The organism is Chryseobacterium sp. Leaf180 (genome assembly GCF_001424585.1).
In the GTDB taxonomy this organism is placed as follows: domain Bacteria; phylum Bacteroidota; class Bacteroidia; order Flavobacteriales; family Weeksellaceae; genus Chryseobacterium.
Genome location: NZ_LMPJ01000009.1, coordinates 84,568 through 101,393, shown reverse-complemented (window position 1 = coordinate 101,393; position 16,826 = coordinate 84,568). Strand labels below are relative to the sequence as shown.

Here is a 16,826-nt window from a genome sequence, read left to right as displayed (position 1 = left end):
TTTTTATGTCATGTTGGTATTAATTGATTTGAAGTCATCTTATGTAGCTTTTTATTCGTATATAATTTTTATATTGGTATTTATTGAAAGATTGTATAGTTATGCTTTTTAATAAAGATCATTCCATCAAAATCAATTAAAAAAAATAGTATTTTTGTTAAAAATAGTTTAAATGTTAAATATTACTATTAGAAGTACATTTTTATCGCTGTTTTTCTTTTTGGTCTGCAATTTTGCATATTCCCAAAATAGAGAGGGCAATAAAACCTTTGCTAAACCTTCTGCAGCATCGATGAAAGCCGGAGCTTTTATTGATGTGAATACAAATAATTATCCTGAATCTGCATTTACCATCACACAGCTGGTGAAAGATGTTTTGATTGCTGGAGGATCGACCTGTTCTACTGCCAACGTTACAAATGTGGTTGTTTCACCGGCATTGCCACCAAGCAATCAGGACCGAAGCTGGGGTTTTTTTAATAGAGGAACCACGGCATTTCCATTTGAGAAAGGAATTATTTTAACTACCGGAAACGCTAGGAAAGCCGGAAATGTTTTCCAAGGTGGACAGCTAAGTGATCCGCTTCCTATCCAAGGCGATGCAGATTTGGCTGCAGCACTGGGAATTGCCAATTCTAACTTAAAAGATGCTACTTTTATTGAATTTGATTTTGTGCCAAGTTCTACACAGGTTACTTTTCGCTATTTATTTGCTTCCGAAGAATACGACGGAACTTTTCCTTGTACGATAGGAGATGGTTTCGCTTTATTATTAAAAAAGGTTACTGATCCAACATATACAAATCTGGCAGTTTTACCAAACGGAAGTCCGGTAAGTGTGACTAACATTCACCCTGCAACTGAGTCAAACGGTCAGCCACTCGCTTGCGGTCCTGCGAACGCAACATTTTTTGGCGGATATAATACCGCTCAGATTCAGACAAACTTTGCGGGAAGAACAGTTCCGCTTACGGCAACAGCAACGGTCGTTCCTGGCCAGACCTATCATTTTAAAATGGTTTTGGCGGATTACACCGATTCTGCTTATGATTCCGGGGTTTTTCTTGAAGCCGGCTCTTTCGATATCGGAGTTCAGTTGTTAAGTCCTGCAGGTGTTGCGCTGCCTTCTTCCATCAATGTCTGTGATAATGCGCCGCAAACTTTTACCGCTTCAACTCAAATTCCTAATGCAACTTACCAATGGTTTTTTAATAACGGTCCAATCCCTGGTGCTACCCAGGCGAGCTACACGGCAACACAGCCCGGCGTTTACAGTGTACAGGTTTTAATTCAAGGAAATTCCTGTCCGGGAACGGCGAGCATTACCATTGTAGGAGGAACTTCTCCGACAGTGCAGAATTCGAGTCTTACAGCTTGCTACGTGCCCGGAAATGCAGTTTTTAACTTAACAAATGCTCAGACAAATATAAGTACAACGCCTGGCGTAACTTTTTCGTATTATGTAAATCAGGCTGATGCTAATGCAGGAAATGCTTCCACAATTGCTACACCAACTGCTTTTTCAAGTCCGGGAAATCAGACTGTTTATGTTTTGGTAAAAAACGGTTTCTGCTCAAGAGTTGCAGAACTTCAGTTATTAAAAGCTTCGGAAATCACAGCGGCAATTGCTACCCCGGTAGCTTTGACATGTACAAACAGTCAGATTACTTTAAATGCATCAGCATCCGTTTATCCTGCAGGTTCGACATTTAACTGGACGACAACCGGAGGGAATATTGTTTCTGGAGGGACAACATTAAATCCGGTAGTAAACGCAGCAGGAACTTATACTTTAACAATTTCAAATACCATTCAACCAGGAAATACAGTTTGTTCTTCCACTGCAAGTATTACAGTTGTGGGTGACAGCGCTCCGCCGACCACAGGTCTTACCGCAACCAAAGTTTTGATCTGTGCCGGCGAAACCATTACACTTACAGCGACCGGAGGAACGACATATAACTGGGTCGGACTTCCGGGTAACGGAAATACGCAGACAGTAAGCCCGACCGCAAACACGACGTATTCTGTAACCGCAGTTGGTGCAAACGGTTGTGTATCTTCAAGTCCGGCGACGATTAATATTGCGGTTTCACAGCCGATTGTTACGCAAAACGCAACTTTACTGCAGTGTTATCAGCCAGGAAATATCGTTTATAATCTTACTTCCGCTCAGCCGCAGATTACTTCTTCACCCGCGACGTTTGCTTATTATGTAAATCAGCAGGATGCAAATCTCGGAAACGGAAACGTAATTGCAGCGCCGACCGCATTTGGCAGCACAGGAAATCAAACCATTTATGTTCTGGTAACTAATGGCGGCTGTAGAAATGTGGTGACTTTGCAGTTGAACACGACAGCAGCAACTAACTTAAGCATAGCAGCCCCGCAAACTGTTACCTGTACAACACCGCAGATTACACTGAATGCTTCAGCGTCTACAATTCCTGCAGGTTCTACAATTGCATGGACGACGACTGGAGGAAATATTGTTTCAGGAGCAAATACGCTTACACCGATCATCAATGCGGGTGGAAATTATACTTTAACGGTAACTAACGCTACTCAGCCCGGAAATTTAACATGTACTTTCACAGCAAGCGTTACAGTAATTCAGGATAAAGTGCCGCCTGTTGTAAATTTAACATCAACAGTAAATCAGATTTGTCCGGGAGAATCGGTTACTTTAACTGCTTCCGGCGGTGTTTCTTACAACTGGAGCAATCTTCCGGGAAATGGAAATACGCAAACAGTATCACCGACGCAAACGACAACGTACACCGTTTCAGCGATTGGAGCCAATGGTTGTGCATCGACATCATCAGCAAATATTACAATTATCGTTGGACCTCCAACTGCATCAGTTTCAGCAACGAAAACAAAAATATGCGCCGGAGAGTCAATTACTTTAACGGCAAGTGGCGGATTTACGTATAACTGGGTTGGTCTTCCCGGAACTGGAAATACGCAGGTTGTCTCGCCAACTGTTACGACGACGTATTCAGTTTTCGCATTAGGCGGAAACGGTTGCGTATCAAATACACCGGCAACAATTACGATTGAGGTGGTACCAGCTATTGTTTCGACACTCACAGATGTGTTTGTTTGCGCTGGTGATAACGGAACATTAGATGCTGGAGCGGGACCAAACTATACTTATTTGTGGAGTAACGGTGCGACCACTCAAACGATTACAACAAATCTTCCGGGATCATATTCTGTAACGATCAGCAACGGAACGTGTTCGAAAGTTTTTACTGCACAACTTATTAATCCGAGTGTACCGCAGTTTACCAATATCACGTATGCGAATAATGTATTGACGGTTTTGGCAACAAATATTTCCGGCGGTGTGATAGAGTATTCAATAGATAACGGACAAACCTGGCAGACATCAAATATTTTTAATAATACCCAAAATAATTTCAATTATACTGTCTCTATCAGAGTTAAAGATGCGAAGTGCAGCAACACTGTAGAGTTTTTTACTTTTGTTGTAAGCAATGCCATCACGCCAAATGGTGACGGAATCAACGAATCGATCGACTTTTTGGGTATCACCAAGTATAAAGGTTTTGCAGCATCAATATTTGACAGGTATGGCGCCGAAGTCTTTAAAGCTGATAAAAATAACACCTCCTGGAACGGATCTTTAAAAGGAATCAATCTTCCTACTGCTACTTACTGGTACCGCATTCAGTGGGAAAATCCGGCAAGTAAAAAAATGGAAATCCGCTCCGGATGGATCTTATTAAAAAATAGAAATTAGATTATAAATAAAGTCTGCCAGATCGGTAGGCTTTATTTTTTTTCATAAAAAATGCATTTATACATGCAAAATATTTAAAAAACTTATAAATTTGTTGAAATTGAAATATTATGAGGAGAAGTATACTTTTGTTTCTGTTTTTAGGATCTTTTGGTACATTTTTGTCGCAGACTTCGCCATACAGGCCGCCTGCAAAAAAGAATCTGTCCCTTTCAGCTAAAGCGGGAGATTTTATTGATGTTAACGTTCCACCATATCCCGCGAGCAATTATACAATGGCACAGCTTGTGACCGATGTTTTAGTGGGAACATCCGGATCATGCGGCACACCGAACATCTCAAATGTTACGGTAAGTCCTAATCAACCTGTTACGAATGCTGACCGTTTTTGGGGTTATTTTAATAAATCGACATCCACTTTTCCTTTTGCTGAAGGTATCGTATTAACAACAGGCTTTGCAAGAAGAGCAGGTAATTTTGCAGAAACAGATGTTCTAGGTAATATAAATGGAGGTGGAAGTGACCCTGATTTGGTTGCTGCTATTGGAACTACGCAAACGCTGAATGATGCTGCTGTATTGGAATTTGATTTCGTACCGACAAGTTCTCAGATGAAATTTAGATATATTTTTGCTTCAGAAGAATATACCGGAGGATTTCCCTGCTCAAATTATGATGATGCGTTTGCTTTACTTTTGAAACCAAACATCGCAGGTTCAACGTATACAAATTTAGCGGTTCTTCCAGGTGGAGCAGGTCCGGTTTCTGCGACTAATATCGTTCCAGCCGATCCTCTTTTTTCCTGCGGACCGATCAATGCTGCATTTTTTGGTTCTTTGCCGCCAAATCAGATTAATTATTACGGAAGAACAATTCCATTAACTGCCGAAGCAACCGTTATTCCCGGCCAGTCTTACCATATAAAAATGGTGATCGCAGATGCTCGTGACAACAGTTATGATTCTGCTGTGTTTTTGGAAGCAGGTTCGTTTGACATTGGTGTAAAACTTTTAGATCCTTCTGGTGCAGAGTTGCCGGCAGAGATTAATGTGTGCGACAATGTACCACAAGTAATCACAGCATCTACAAGTGGGCCAAACCTCATATACAAATGGTATAAAGATGGAGTTGTAGTTCCTGGTGCTATCACAAATTCAATTACAGCAACTCAGCCGGGTATTTATAAAATTGAAGTAAGTGTTCCGGGGAATCCTTGTCCAGGTTCTGCTTCTATAGAAATTAACGGAGGAACAACGCCAGAGGCACATGACAATACACTTTTGCTTTGTTCGACACCGGATATTACCACTTTTGATCTTGTTGCGGCTCAACCCCTTTTAAGTTTTACGCCAACTGCAGTTTTCAAATTTTATGTAAATCAGGCAGATGCTGTTGCTCAGAATAATAATTTTATTACAAATCCGGCAAACTACAACGGAACCAATAATCAGATTTTGCACGTCGTAGTATCAAACGGTGGATTCTGTAGTAAACTTGTAAAACTTACTTTAAAAAGAGAAGCGGCTCCGGTTGCAGGATTAACTGTAAATAAAGTGAGAATATGTCAGGGCGAATCGGTTACATTGACTGCTGCGAATGGTGTAACTTACGAATGGAGTAATTTTTCAGGAACGGGAAATACGCAAACCGTAACTTTATTTCAGACCACGACTTTTACTGTATATGCGATTGGAGCGCTGGGATGTAAATCTTTAATTCCTGCAAGCGTGACCGTAGAAGTGGTTCCTCAGCCTGTAACAACGTTAGCTGATGTAGAAGTTTGTATCGGTGATAATGTAACTTTGGATGCCGGTGCAGGAAGCGGTTACACGTATCTTTGGAGCACAGGCGCAACAACCAGAACGATTACTGTAAACGAATTGGGAACTTATTCAGTGACAATCAACAACGGAATCTGTTCTAAAACGTTTTCAGCAAAAGTTGTCGCTGCTGCATCACCATTTATTACAGCAACCAATTACGCCAATAAAACTTTAACCGTAACTGCTTACAATCCACCGAAAAATAATGTTCTGGGAACATTAGAATATTCTTTGGAAGGTGGCGCATGGCAAACTTCGAATATTTTCACAAACCTTAATGACAACACAACATATAAAGTAAATGTACGTGTTGTAGGAACAAGCTGTGCTGGGAGTTTAGAAGTGTTTACCTTCCAGATTAATAATATTATTACGCCAAACCAAGATGGTGTGAATGATGTCCTTGATCTTACAGGTTTGGTTAAATTCAAAAACTTTACAGGTTCTATCTACGACCGTTACGGTGTAGAATTATTTAGATTCAGCAAAGAAAAACCGATCTGGAATGGAACCATTGGTGGTAAAAAACTTTCTACCGCAACGTATTGGTACAAATTCAATTTTGAATATGACAGATCGAAAACCCAGATGAATTATTCGGGTTGGATTATGTTGAAAAACAGAGAATAATTATCACATTATTTCTGATAAAAAAAGCACCGGAGAATTTCTCCGGTGCTTTTTGCTTATACTGTTTTTAAGATTAAATATCATGCAAAACCTCGGAAGGTATTGGTAATTCTGTTTTGGTTTAAATAATAAATTACCTCAAGATTATCAGCCTTTTCGCCTTTTAAATGAATCAGAAACGAACCGAAATTCTGATTTTCCCTGTACGAAATGTCTGCCTTCACCAAAAGATAATTGACACCAAAAACATTTTGAATCTTATTCAAAATCTGTTCAAGGGCAAAATCTTCATTTAGTTCTACCTCATACATCGGGAAAAGCATCTGCTTTTCAGTTTCCGCTTCTGCAGAAAAATCTGTGGTTGTTTTCATTACCTTTTCATTTAAGATTAAAATTAAAAAAGGCCTTACGAAACGTAAAGCCTTTAGAGTATTAAAAATTGGGTTCATCCTCAAAAATCTGTATACAAAGGCACGCCGCATCGCATCATATTCGTGATGTGTCTATTACATTTGTTGTATACTGATTGTACTGTCTTCATTTCCAAAACTTATTACGCTGCAAATATAGATTAATTTTTCGTTAAGTCTATAATTTTAGTAGACTAAAAATTTATTTTAATTTATAGGAGGTCTATTTATTGAAAAACTCCATCAGATCTTTGTAGTTTTTTTGATTGACGCCGTGGCCGCTCATGTATTCTCTAAAAGTAAAATAGCAGCTTAAATCATATAAAAGTTCAGCGGCTTTTTTCCCCCAGTCGATAGGAATAACTGCATCATCAGAACCGTGAGAAACAAAAAAGCGCAGATTCTCCAGTTTCTTTTTCTCTTTAACAATATTTGTCAGAAGTTTTTCTTCCGGATAAGAGCTTAAACACGCAACCTTATTGAAAAGTTCAGGATACTGTAAAGCAAGGCTGTAGCACAATATTCCGCCTTGGCTGAAACCGGCGAGATGCGTTTTGCCGTCAGTAATCCCATAACGGTTGATGATTGCCATGATGTTTTCCATTAAATCTTTCAGCGATTCTTTGGCCTGATCAACATTTACAAATTTCTCAGCATCAGTGAAATCAATATCATACCAGGAAAATCCTTCAAACTGGGTTTTGTACGGTGCTCGAAAGCTCACGAGAATCCAGTCTTTTGGCAAATCTTCGCGAAATGCAAAAAGATCCTGCTCATTGCTGCCATAGCCGTGAAGCATAAATAAAATATTCGTCTGAGGTGTGATATGTTCGGGTTCGCGTACGATGTAATCTAAATTCATATGATAACTAATTGACTGAAGTTCCTACTAAAGTTTTGCCGTTTTCAGATTATTGACAATTTGACAGAAGAACCAAATCTTCGTTCGATTATTTTTATAAAAGCTGTTTTTATATTGATAAAAAACTTATATTTGGATCATTAAAAATCTATTTGGAAAAATGAAGAAATTTTACAAATCAAACAATCTACGCAGACTTTCGTTAGTATTGGTATTGTTTTTCTCGGTTTTGGCCGTGGTTACATCATGTAAAGAAGAGAGAGAAGATGAGTTTAAAGACCGACTGGTAAGGTTTGAAGCTAAAATCACGCAGGGAACACCTGCAACGAATATAAGTGTCTTCAAAACTGTGGTTACACAGGTAGGAACGGTACAGAATACGATCTTTGATCCAACAGGTTCTACATGGTCAAGTGCTGAATTTTTCGTAAATGAAAGCCAGTCTCAGCTTAATCTTGATGTGAACGCAATGCTTTTAAATGCTAATTCTGAACTTACAGCTACAATCTATGTAGACGGAGAGGCTGCACGTACAGAAACTGTAAAAGGTGCCGGAGTGAAAAGTATTTCATTGGATTTCAGCTTTTTAGATTTGTAAATCTTAAACATTATAAATAAAAAAAAACCGCTTCTAAGAGCGGTTTTTTTTATGTGCTGAAATTTATTTTAAATAGCTTTCAAAATAAAATAGTTCTTTTTTCCTTTTTGAAGAAGCAGATATTTCCCGTTGATGAAATGATTTTCTTCCGGAGAAAAAGTGTCATTTATTTTCTCTTTGTTAACAGATATTGCGTTGCCTTTAAGTTCGCGCGCTGCTTCGCTTTTAGATTTTAAAAACCCGGTTTCTGCCAATAGGTCTGAAATATTTTTACCTAAAATCTCTTCTTTAGGCATTTCCTTTTGCGGGACGCCGTCAAAAATTTCCAGGAAAATATCCTCATCGATGCCTACAAGATCTTCAGCCGTTGATTTTCCGAAAAGAATTTCAGAGGCTTTTACCGCTTTTTCATATTCTTCACGGCCGTGAACCCAAACCGTCACTTCCTCAGCTAATTTTTTCTGAAGTTTTCGTTCGTGCTCGGCAGTTTTGTGCTCGGCGATAAGAGAATCGATGTCTTCTTTAGATAAAAATGTATAAAATTTAATAAAGCGCTCTGCGTCGGCGTCGGTAGCATTTAACCAGAATTGATAGAATTTATAGGGAGAAGTTTTCTTCTTATCAAGCCAGTAATTTTCTCCGCTTTCCGATTTGCCAAACTTAGAGCCGTCTGCTTTTGTAATCAAAGGAACGGTAAGTGCAAAAGCTTCGCCTTGTGCTTTTCTGCGAATCAGTTCAGTACCCGTCGTGATATTTCCCCATTGGTCTGAGCCGCCCATCTGAAGTTTCACGCCATTGTTTTGATACAGATGAAGAAAATCGTAACCCTGAATCAGCTGATATGTAAATTCCGTAAAACTCATTCCGTCAAAACCAGAATCTCCGGTAAGACGTTTTTTCACAGAATCTTTGGCCATCATATAATTGACGGTGATATTTTTTCCGACATTTTTAGCAAAATCTAGGAAAGAAATTTTCTTCATCCAGTCATAATTGTTGACAAGTTCTGCTTTATTCTCTCCGTTTCCTTCAAAATTTAAAAATCTTGAAAGCTGGTTTTGAAGACAGTCCACATAATGATTCAGCGTCTGCTCATCCAGAAGATTTCTCTCGGAAGATTTCCCTGAAGGATCACCAATCATTCCTGTAGCGCCACCGACAAGCGCGATAGGCTTGTGGCCGTGAAGCTGAAAATGCGCAAGAATTTTGATCTGAATAAGACTTCCGATGTGAAGAGAATCTGCGGTAGGATCGAAGCCGATATAAGCAGTCGTCATCTCTTTATCGAGTTGTGCATCAGTTCCGGGCATCATGTCGGCAAAAAGTCCGCGCCATTTTAGTTCTTCTATAAAGGAATTCATGGTTGCTGTATCTTAAAATTTAGCTGCAAAGATACTAAGTTAAATTGTAAAAAATTTGACGTTACCGCCAGCGCTCAGACTTAAATAAGAGAAATTCAGATAAATTAATTTTATATTTGTGTATCATGAAAGACGAGCAGTTGTTTACTCTCATTCGCGAGGCAAAAGCGAAAAATCAGAAGGCGCAGACCAAACTCATTAATGTTTTCTGGGTGGATGTCTTTTCTTTTATCCTGAAAAAGGTTCAGGATGAAAATGATGCTGATGAGATTACAGTAAATGTTTTTTCTAAAGTTCTTAACAAGCTTGATCTTTATGATCCGCATTTTCAGTTTAAAACCTGGGTTTTGACGATTGCACAGAATACAATCATCGATTTCTGGCGAAAAAAAGCACGGGAAACTCAGGATCCTACCGAAAATTTAGATGAAATAAAAAATCAGTACGCAAAATCGCCGGAAGAGCTGATGATTTCTGCGGAAGAACAGAAGAAAATTACAAAAACGATCGAGTCGCTCGACAGCAATTACCAGGATATTATTCAGCTGAGATTTTTTGAGGAAAAAAGCATTAAAGAAATTGCAGAAGAACTTAATATTTCTGTTGCCAACGCAAAAGTGCGCGTTATGAGAGCGAAAAAAGTTTTGGCTGAACTTCTTAAAAACGATCAGTTCGACATTGAATGATACCATTTCATCAATAATAACAGTTGACGCCGTCGATAAAAAATTCTGTAACTTTGTCTTTCAATTTTTAAAATGGACAATCTTACCGTAGAAAATACTGTACAAAAACCAAAATGGATTCGCGTAAAACTTCCTACCGGGAAAAATTACCGCGAACTTCGATCTTTGGTTGATAAATATAAACTCAATACCATTTGCCAGAGCGGAAGTTGTCCAAATATGGGCGAATGCTGGGGCGAAGGCACGGCTACTTTCATGATATTGGGAAATATCTGCACAAGAAGTTGTGGATTTTGCGGCGTGAAAACCGGTAAACCGCTTGATGTAAACTGGGACGAACCTGAAAAAGTAGCGAGATCAATCAAATTAATGAAGATCAAGCATGCTGTTTTGACTTCTGTTGACCGCGATGATTTGAAAGATATGGGTTCTATTTTGTGGGCTGAAACTGTAAATGCTGTAAGAAGAATTTCTCCCGGAACGACGATGGAAACTTTGATTCCGGATTTTCAGGGTTTGACAAAACATATTGACAGATTAGTGAGTGTCGCGCCGGAAGTGATTTCTCACAACATGGAAACGGTAAAAAGATTAACGCGTGAAGTGCGTATTCAGGCAAAATATGAGCGCAGTCTAGACGTTTTGCGATATTTAAAAGAGGCGGGACAGAGAAGAACTAAAACCGGTGTGATGCTTGGTTTGGGTGAAAATAGAGATGAAGTTTTTCAGACGATTGAAGATATCAGAAATGCAAATGTGGATATTATCACGCTTGGACAGTATCTTCAGCCGACCAAAAAACATTTGCCTGTGAAAAAATTCATTACGCCGGAAGAGTTTGATGAGTTTGGTGCATTTGCCAGAAATCTTGGTTTCAGACATGTAGAAAGCTCGCCGCTTGTGAGGAGTTCATATCACGCAGAAAAACATATACATTAAAATAAAAATGCTCCTTTTTAGGAGCATCTTTTATGAATCGCCGACTTCGTTCCCGTGTTCACACCAGAAAAGCGCGTTGGCAAGATCTTCTCTCGGAAAAGATTTAAACTCTCCCGGCATCAGTACGCTGAAAATATCAGTGAAATTCTGAACGCCTTTTTTATCTGTGACAATCGCTGCGCGGTTCCATTTTGCGAGGTTTTTAATTCCTAAAAGTACATCCTGAAACCAGGCTGAAGCCGTAAAATTGTCGAGATCCGTGTTTAAATAAAGCAGATAATTCAGTTCGTTATACGTTTCTATCTTTTTTTCAACATGCGGAAAAACGGTTTGGTCAAAATCTTCTTTTGTGATTTCTCCGTCTGCTCTGAACGCAGCTACATTTTCCGGAGCATCTTCAATAATGGTAATCATATCAGTATTTTTATGGTTTTTGATGTTGTCTTTCAAACAATTATTACACCAACTAATCTTAAAATTCCAGAAGATAAATTAAGCTAAATCAAGCCAAAACGAAAGGCACTGTTTTTGAAAGTGTAATCTCAAAAATTTGGTTATGAATAAGTTCTTAAAAACAGCATTGCCCGTATCTCTGGGAATTGTTGGAATTCTGGCGTTGTCTTCCTGCGCTGTTGGAATTCCGAAAGATGCAACGGCGGTTCAGGATTTTAAAGCGGATAAATATTTAGGAAAATGGTACGAAATCGCCAGATTTGATTTCCGTTTTGAAAAAAACCTTGATAACACGACGGCTGAATATTCGAGGAATGAAGACCGAACGATTCGCGTGCGAAACCGCGGATACAATTATGTGAAGAAAAAGCAAAAAGAATCGATTGGTGAGGCGAGATTTGTAAACGGCGAAAATGAAGCCCGTTTGAAAGTGTCCTTTTTTAAACCGATTTGGTCTGGTTATAATGTGATTGACATTGATGAAGATTACCAAAATGCGCTCGTTGTAGGGAACAGTACAAAATATATGTGGATTTTATCAAGAAAAACGGAGATCCCGGAAGAGATAAAAACGCGTTTTTTGAATAAAGCCAAAAGCCTTGGCTTTAAAACAGAAAATCTTATTTGGGTAAAACACAATAAGTAAATACATTTAAATAATAAATCTCAGTGAAATACCGCTGAGGTTTTTCTTTGTAAAAATTAGATTTAACACTATGCAAACAGCTGTGCTTGTAACGATTGGTGACGAAATTCTTTCGGGAAATACGATTGATACCAACTCAAATTTCATCGCCAATGAACTTAAAAATATTGGAATACAGGTCGTGCAGATTCTGACGATTTCTGATGATATTGAGATCATTAAAAAAAATTTAAAAATTGCATTTTCGCTTGGAAACATTGTGATTACAACAGGCGGACTTGGCCCCACCCGTGATGACAAAACGAAAAAAGCGCTAGCAGAATATTTTAACGATACTTTGGAAATCGATGAACCGACTTTTGAACATCTGAAAAATTATCTCGAAAAGCGTGGGCGAACCACGATTTTAGAAAGAAACCGCGAACAGGCATTTGTGCCGACTAAATCGGTGGTTTTCCAAAATTTTAACGGAACGGCGCCGTGTATGATGATGGAAGAAAACGGGAAAATTGTTTTCAGTCTTCCCGGCGTGCCTTACGAAGTAAAACCTTTGATTAAAAATCAGATTGTACCGTTTTTAAAGGAGCGATTCAGTCTGTTTTTTATCTGCTCACGCGTGGTTTCGGTCGTGGGAATTCCGGAAAGTATTCTTGCAGACCGAATTGAAAGCTGGGAATTGGCGCTTCCTGAGAATATTTCGCTGTCTTATCTTCCTGTGGGAACCCGCGTGAAATTGAAATTAACAGCGACCGGAGAAAATGAAAATGAACAGTCTGCGGAACTCGAAAATGCGATTCGAAATCTGCTGCCGATTCTTGATGGTCATGTAATTGCTACGCATGCTGATAAAATTGAGAAGATTTTAGGTGAGATTTTAACGGAGAAAAAACTCACGCTAAGCACGGCCGAAAGCTGTACTGGTGGTGAGTTGGCGAAAATGATTGTTTCGAATGCGGGAAGTTCTGCCTATTTCTTGGGAGGAATAATTCCGTATGAAACGGAGCAGAAAATAAAAATTTTAAAGGTAAAAGAAGAAACTGTACAGCAGTTTTCTGTTGTCAGTGAGCAGGTGGCTTCGGAAATGGCAATTGGCTGTAAAGAATTGTTTGGAAGCGATATTTCGCTTTCCACGACCGGCGTCGCAGGCCCGGGAAAAGGCGAAGATGGCAATGATGTAGGAACCGTTTTTTATACGATAAAAGTAAAAGATTTTGAAAAAACATACAGTCTTCATCTTCCACATCTGGAGCGGAATGATTTCCAGTATTTTGTTTCACAGAAGGTAATTCAGGATCTGGTGACGGTATTAATTGAACAATTTTAAATTTTAATATTTTTTAACGTAACATCTGCCACAAAAAAGATACTTATTGCGTAAATATTTTTACAATGAAAAAACTTACGCTTTCTCTGTTTCTGTTGGCAGGTGTTTGTTCGCAAAATACGCTTATGGCGCAAAATAAAACCATCTCGATGGCTGGCAATGACAAGGGATTAGATCTTTCTCTAATGGATACTTCTGTGCGGCCGCAGGATGATTTTTATAATTATGTAAGCGGAACATGGATGAAAACCGCCAAAATTCCATCTGATAAACCAACTTGGGGTAGCTTCAATAAACTCGCTGAAGATACCGATAACAATTCGATGACGATCTTAAACTCGCTTTTGAAAGATAAATTTGCAGATGGCAGCGAGGGAAAAAAAATTCAGGATTTGTACGCTTCATACATGAATATGCAGAAGCGTAATGCTGACGGCATTAAGCCAATCATGGCGAACATCAACAAGATTGACGCGATAAAAAATCTGAGCGATCTTCAAACGTATCTTTTATCAGTAACCAAAGACGGTGAAAATGAACTGTACGGATGGGGCGTGGATGCCGATCTGAAAAATTCTAATATGAATGCGGTTTACCTTGGCAATGCTGCTCTGGGAATGGGCAGAGATTATTACCAAAAGGTAAACGAGAAAAACACAGAATCGCTTGCAGAATACCAAAAGTATGTGGCTTCCATGCTTCAGGAATTGGGCTACAAAAATGCTGATGCTGCTGCAAAAGGTATTGTAGATTTCGAGAAAAAAATCGCTTCAACTTATCTTACAAACGAACAGAGCCGAGACAATACGCTTCAGTACAACCCAAAAACGATGGCCGAACTTTCTGCTTTGGTGAAAAATGTTGATCTCGCAGGCTATCTTAAAAAAGCGGGTGTGAATACTGATAAAGTTATCATCGGTGAATTGGGTTACTATAAAAACTTCGATCAAATGATCAATCAGCAGAATCTTCAGGTGATTAAAGATTATTTGAAATTCCACATGATCAACGGCAGCTCATCTTATTTAAGTGAAGATCTGGGGAATAAAAGATTCGCTTTTTACGGCAAATATTTACAGGGTCAGCAGGAACAGCGAGCTTTGAATAAAAGAGGTTTCCAGCTGATCAACGGAAGTTTGGGTGAAGCTTTTGGTAAACTATATGTTGAAAAATATTTTCCTTCTTCAGCAAAATCTCAAATGGTGGAACTTATCGATTATTTAAAGAAAAGTTTTGCTGTTCATATCAATAATTTAGCTTGGATGTCGTCAACTACAAAAGTGAAGGCGATGGAAAAGCTGAATAAATTTACAGTGAAAGTTGCATATCCCGACAAATGGAAAGATTACAGCAAACTGCAGATCATTCCTGAATCTAAAGGCGGAACGCTGTATCAGAACCTTCAGAATATCAGCGAGTGGCAGTACAGCAAAGATCTGGCGAAAATCGGAAAGCCGGTTGACAAGACTGAATGGGGAATGACACCGCAAACGGTAAACGCATATTATAATCCGGTAAACAACGAAATCGTTTTCCCTGCAGCCATTCTTCAGCCTCCTTTCTTTAATCCTAATGCAGATGCAGCGGTGAATTTTGGTGGAATTGGTGCCGTTATCGGTCACGAAATGAGCCATGGATTTGATGATTCGGGTGCGCAGTTTGATGCCGACGGAAACCTTGTAGACTGGTGGACACCTGCTGATAAAGCTAATTTCGAAAAAGCAACTAAAGCTTTGGCTTCTCAGTACGACAAATATGAGCCTGTGAAAGGAACTTTCGTAAACGGAACTTTCACCAACGGAGAAAATATTGCCGATCTTGGTGGCGTAAATATCGCTTATGATGCGCTCCAGATGTATTTAAAAGACAAAGGAAATCCGGGCAAAATCAGTGGTTTTACACAGGATCAGAGATTCTTCCTGAGCTGGGCAACGGTCTGGAGAACTTTATCGAGCGAAAAATACATGACGAATCAGGTGAAAACCGATCCGCATTCTCCTGGATATTTCAGAAGTTTCGGTCCGCTGATTAACGTAGATTCTTTTTATAAAGCTTTCGATGTGAAACCGGGAGACAAACTGTACGTAAAACCGGAAGAGAGAATTAAAATCTGGTAAAAATTACCTTTATCATACAAAGAAATCCGTTTCACAAAATGTGAAACGGATTTTTTGATTAAATAATTACAATAAAATTTCACTGAACTTTAAACATTATAAAATTATCAGAATTTTGACCTTGAATTGTCGTGGTAACAGTATTTCTATTGCATTTTGGATTACCTAAAAAATCAATAAAGTCACGACAATAAATTGAATAGTTACCTACTTTATTGAGTTTTACTTTTATTTCAAGCTCATAATTATTGCTAGTAGAATTGTAAGTCACATTATGCCAATTTGGAGCGTCTTGTCTGGCACTACCTTTTATATAAGAAAATTGATTTCCGTCAAAAATAACAGTGGAACTTCAACATACCAAGCATTAATAACTCCTGTTTTTTGATAAAGGTTTATAGTATTGCCAAAATAATTATTCTCTGACGGAATTGTGATCTTGTAAGTAGCTTCTTCTCCCTGATTATAGATTTGCTTTAATGGAGTAATGGTAATGAGATCGTCAATATACGCTGAAGCTGCCACATCATCGCAGACTTCTTCACCTATACTAGGGCAACTCTGTAGCATGGATGTTAAGATTAATGCAAAGATTATTTTGAAAAATTTAATACCCATTATTGTACTGTAAATTCAATTTTACCGTTTGCATCAGTGCCCTCAATTTTACTATCTATTCTGTATCTGTTACATATATCTTTGCCAATCACTTCAAAATATTCACCAGAAATAATCGAATAAGTTCCCAATTTATTTAGCTTAATTTTTACCTCAAGTTCATACATCTGGTTTGATGAATTGTAGGTTACATTTGTCCAGCCATTTGCATCTTCCTGTGATCCTTTAATATAAGTAGTTTGATTACCTAAGAAAAAAATTGGATTCGCGTGAAGGCGTGCATTACTATCAAGGGTTTTATTATATATATTAACTAAGTTTCCATCAAAGTTAACTAATGCTGGTAGATAAGCTGTATAAGTTATAATATCTCCTAATGTATATATTTTTTTTAGTGGTGTTATTTTTACAAGATCATTAATTCTTGTAACATTGCCTGTATCATTACATTCTTCTTTTATTTCGGGGCAACTTTGTAATACAGATAATACTGTCACTGCAATAACTATTCTAAAGAATTTAGTATCCATAATTTTGAAATAAAGTATTAATCTGAGCTGACTGTGCAGGATAAGTATTCATAAGTGGTG

Annotated in this window: 14 protein-coding genes; 8 read left to right on the top strand and 6 right to left on the bottom strand. The window is 38.5% G+C overall.

Translation table 11 applies throughout. From position 1 onward, the window contains the following. The first annotated feature begins 172 nt into the window (after window positions 1-172). Window positions 173-3,769, top strand: coding sequence for a choice-of-anchor L domain-containing protein (locus tag ASG01_RS09575; RefSeq protein WP_055863124.1), 3,597 nt, complete (start codon window positions 173-175; stop codon window positions 3,767-3,769). Window positions 3,770-3,879: 110 nt separating this feature from the next. Then, window positions 3,880-6,222, top strand: a complete 2,343-nt coding sequence (locus tag ASG01_RS09570; protein WP_055863122.1) for a choice-of-anchor L domain-containing protein — start codon at window positions 3,880-3,882, stop codon at window positions 6,220-6,222. A gap of 80 nt (window positions 6,223-6,302) precedes the next feature. Here ASG01_RS09570 and ASG01_RS09565 read toward each other — a convergent pair whose 3' ends face one another. Both ASG01_RS09565 and ASG01_RS09560 read right to left on the bottom strand, forming a co-directional pair. Continuing rightward, complete coding sequence (locus tag ASG01_RS09565) at window positions 6,303-6,593, bottom strand: NIL domain-containing protein (protein ID WP_157844193.1); 291 nt, start codon at window positions 6,591-6,593, stop codon at window positions 6,303-6,305. Window positions 6,594-6,855: 262 nt separating this feature from the next. Beyond that, window positions 6,856-7,494, bottom strand: coding sequence for an alpha/beta hydrolase (locus ASG01_RS09560; protein ID WP_055863119.1), 639 nt, complete (start codon window positions 7,492-7,494; stop codon window positions 6,856-6,858). Window positions 7,495-7,654: 160 nt separating this feature from the next. Between ASG01_RS09560 and ASG01_RS09555 the strand changes: the two genes are divergently transcribed. After that, window positions 7,655-8,092 carry a hypothetical protein gene (locus tag ASG01_RS09555; RefSeq protein ID WP_055863117.1) on the top strand — a complete coding sequence of 146 codons (438 nt, stop codon included), beginning with the start codon at window positions 7,655-7,657 and terminating at the stop codon, window positions 8,090-8,092. 68 nt (window positions 8,093-8,160) lie between these two features. On the opposite strand, the gene tyrS is transcribed toward ASG01_RS09555, so the two are convergent. Further along, window positions 8,161-9,453, bottom strand: a complete 1,293-nt coding sequence (tyrS, locus tag ASG01_RS09550) for a tyrosine--tRNA ligase (RefSeq protein WP_055863114.1) — start codon at window positions 9,451-9,453, stop codon at window positions 8,161-8,163. A gap of 125 nt (window positions 9,454-9,578) precedes the next feature. On the opposite strand from tyrS, the gene ASG01_RS09545 reads away from it, so the two are divergent. Together ASG01_RS09545 and lipA are read left to right on the top strand one after the other, a co-directional pair. Then, on the top strand, window positions 9,579-10,139 hold the full coding sequence (locus ASG01_RS09545) for an RNA polymerase sigma factor (protein WP_055863112.1): 561 nt from the start codon (window positions 9,579-9,581) through the stop codon (window positions 10,137-10,139). Between the two features lie 72 nt (window positions 10,140-10,211). After that, window positions 10,212-11,078 carry a lipoyl synthase gene (gene lipA, locus ASG01_RS09540; protein WP_055863110.1) on the top strand — a complete coding sequence of 289 codons (867 nt, stop codon included), beginning with the start codon at window positions 10,212-10,214 and terminating at the stop codon, window positions 11,076-11,078. A 30-nt stretch (window positions 11,079-11,108) separates the two neighbouring features. On the opposite strand, the gene ASG01_RS09535 is transcribed toward lipA, so the two are convergent. Beyond that, window positions 11,109-11,492, bottom strand: a complete 384-nt coding sequence (locus ASG01_RS09535) for an STAS/SEC14 domain-containing protein (protein ID WP_055863585.1) — start codon at window positions 11,490-11,492, stop codon at window positions 11,109-11,111. Between the two features lie 142 nt (window positions 11,493-11,634). On the opposite strand from ASG01_RS09535, the gene ASG01_RS09530 reads away from it, so the two are divergent. From ASG01_RS09530 to ASG01_RS09520, 3 genes are all read left to right on the top strand, one after another. Next, window positions 11,635-12,177, top strand: coding sequence for a lipocalin family protein (locus tag ASG01_RS09530; protein ID WP_055863108.1), 543 nt, complete (start codon window positions 11,635-11,637; stop codon window positions 12,175-12,177). Between the two features lie 70 nt (window positions 12,178-12,247). Next, complete coding sequence (locus ASG01_RS09525) at window positions 12,248-13,501, top strand: CinA family nicotinamide mononucleotide deamidase-related protein (RefSeq protein WP_055863107.1); 1,254 nt, start codon at window positions 12,248-12,250, stop codon at window positions 13,499-13,501. Between the two features lie 65 nt (window positions 13,502-13,566). After that, window positions 13,567-15,618 (top strand): M13 family metallopeptidase, encoded by a 2,052-nt coding sequence (locus tag ASG01_RS09520; protein ID WP_055863105.1) that lies wholly within the window; start codon window positions 13,567-13,569, stop codon window positions 15,616-15,618. 309 nt (window positions 15,619-15,927) lie between these two features. On the opposite strand, the gene ASG01_RS09515 is transcribed toward ASG01_RS09520, so the two are convergent. Both ASG01_RS09515 and ASG01_RS09510 read right to left on the bottom strand, forming a co-directional pair. Beyond that, the gene (locus ASG01_RS09515; protein WP_055863102.1) at window positions 15,928-16,236 is read right to left on the bottom strand and encodes a hypothetical protein; all 309 of its coding nucleotides are present in this window, start codon (window positions 16,234-16,236) and stop codon (window positions 15,928-15,930) included. Continuing rightward, on the bottom strand, window positions 16,236-16,766 hold the full coding sequence (locus ASG01_RS09510; protein ID WP_055863101.1) for a hypothetical protein: 531 nt from the start codon (window positions 16,764-16,766) through the stop codon (window positions 16,236-16,238). The genes ASG01_RS09515 and ASG01_RS09510 overlap by 1 nt, the downstream gene beginning before the upstream one ends. Window positions 16,767-16,826: the final 60 nt, after the last annotated feature.